A 705-nucleotide genomic window follows, 5' to 3' on the forward strand; every position below is an offset into this window, starting at 1 on the left:
CCGGCGCCCCGACCTCCGCCGCCTTCGCCAGGACCGCCTTGGCGAGCGGGTGCGAGGAGCCGGCCTCCAACGCGGCGGCGAGCGAGAGCACGTCCCGCTCCGACCGGCCGAACGCCGCGACGTCAGTCACGACGGGGCTGCCCTCGGTCAGTGTGCCGGTCTTGTCGAAGGCGACCATAGTCACCGCGGCCAGCCGCTCCAGGACGGCGCCGCCCTTGATGAGCAGCCCGTGGCGGGCTCCGGCCGAGAGCCCGGCCGCGATGGCCGCCGGGGTCGAGATGACCAGCGCGCACGGGCAGCCGATCAGCAGGATGGCCAGCCCCTTGTAGACCCACTCGGCCCAGGAGGCGCCGACGACGAGGGGTGGCAGCACGGCGACGAGCGCCGCCACCGCGACCACCGCCGGGGTGTACACCCTGGCGACCCGGTCGATCAGGCGCTCGGTCGGAGCCTTCGCTTCCTGGGCCTCCTCGACCAGCCGGACGACCCGCGCGATGGTGTTGTCGCGCGCCGCCGCGGTCACCCGCACCCGCAGCGCGCCCTCGCCGTTCACGGTTCCGGCGAACACAGCATCGGCCGGCGCCTTGCGCCTCGGCACGCTCTCGCCGGTGACCGGCGCCTCGTCCACCGCGCTCTCGCCGGCGAGGACGGTCCCGTCGGCCGGGATGCGGTCCCCGGGCCGGACCAGCACGGTCGCGCCGACCC

1 protein-coding gene is annotated in these 705 nt (G+C 75.9%); it reads right to left on the reverse strand.

What is annotated here, in order from left to right; genetic code table 11:
- Positions 1–705, reverse strand: a 705-nt coding sequence (locus FV220_RS25195; protein ID WP_147833594.1) for an HAD-IC family P-type ATPase, incomplete at both ends; no start/stop codon positions are given.

Origin of the sequence: Methylobacterium sp. WL19, assembly GCF_008040005.1 — a bacterium.
GTDB classification, from domain to species: Bacteria; Pseudomonadota; Alphaproteobacteria; order Rhizobiales; family Beijerinckiaceae; genus Methylobacterium; species Methylobacterium bullatum.